This is a genomic window from Pseudomonas sp. NPDC087598, assembly GCF_044743525.1.
Classification (GTDB): domain Bacteria; phylum Pseudomonadota; class Gammaproteobacteria; order Pseudomonadales; family Pseudomonadaceae; genus Aquipseudomonas.
The window spans coordinates 1-1,001 of record NZ_JBIUWQ010000166.1 but is presented as its reverse complement, the minus strand read 5'-3'; the positions used below and the strand labels follow the sequence as shown (position 1 = coordinate 1,001).

The following is a 1,001-nucleotide window of genomic DNA, read 5'->3' as shown; positions in this document are numbered from 1 at the left end:
CGCCTGACGGATCCACGTGGTGGCATAAGTCGAGAACTTTTAAACAAGACGGTATTGGAACTTGTACACCGCTTTCATCAGGCCGATGTTGCCTTCCTGGATCAGATCGAGGAATTGCAGGCCGCGGTTGGTGTACTTCTTGGCGATCGAGATCACCAGACGCAAGTTGGCTTCAACCATCTCTTTCTTCGCGCGGCGGGCCTTGGCCTCACCGATCGACATGCGACGGTTGATGTCCTTGATTTCCGCGATGGTCAGACCGGTCTCGGTTTCCAGTGCGATCAGCTTCTGCTGGCAACGGATGATGTCCGGCTGAACACGGCCAATGGCTTCGGCGTACTTGCTCTTGCCTTTGGCCAGGGCGTCGGACCAGCTTTCGTCGACTTCGTTACCCGGGAACTGACGCAGGAAATCGGCGCGTGGCATACGTGCATCACGTACGCACAGTTGCATGATCGCACGCTCTTGCTGACGCAGACGATCCAGGGCACCGCGAACACGCTCGACCAGGCCTTCGAATTGCTTCGGTACCAGTTTGATCGGCATGAACAGCTCGGCCAATGCCAGCAACTCGGCAATCGCTGCCTTGTTGTTGCGACCGTGCTTTTTCAGCGCCTTGCGAGTGATCTCCATTTGATCGGACACAGCGCCGAAACGCTGGGCAGCGATAACCGGATCCGGACCGCTTTCGGCTTCTTCTTCGTCATCGGAAGATTCGGCTTCTTCGTCGTCGGTGTCGTCGTCGGCTTTCGCCGCTTTCGCTTCGATCGGCGGCGGCACTTCGGCAGGCGGCGCAATGCCGTCGTCCGGGTCGATATAACCGCTCAGGACGTCGGACAGGCGACCACCCTCGGTGGTGACGCGAGTGTACTCGGAGAGAATATGGTCGACCGTGCCAGGGAAGTGCGCGATTGCGCTCATCACTTCACGGATGCCTTCTTCGATACGTTTGGCGATTTCGATTTAGCCTTCACGTGTAAGTAGCTCGACCGTACCCTTAT

1 pseudogene is annotated in these 1,001 nt (G+C 57.5%); it reads right to left on the bottom strand.

The annotated features are described in order from the left end of the window. Positions 1-42: 42 nt before the first annotated feature. Positions 43-1,001, bottom strand: a pseudogene (locus tag ACIOWE_RS30305) (sigma factor); the annotation flags it as partial.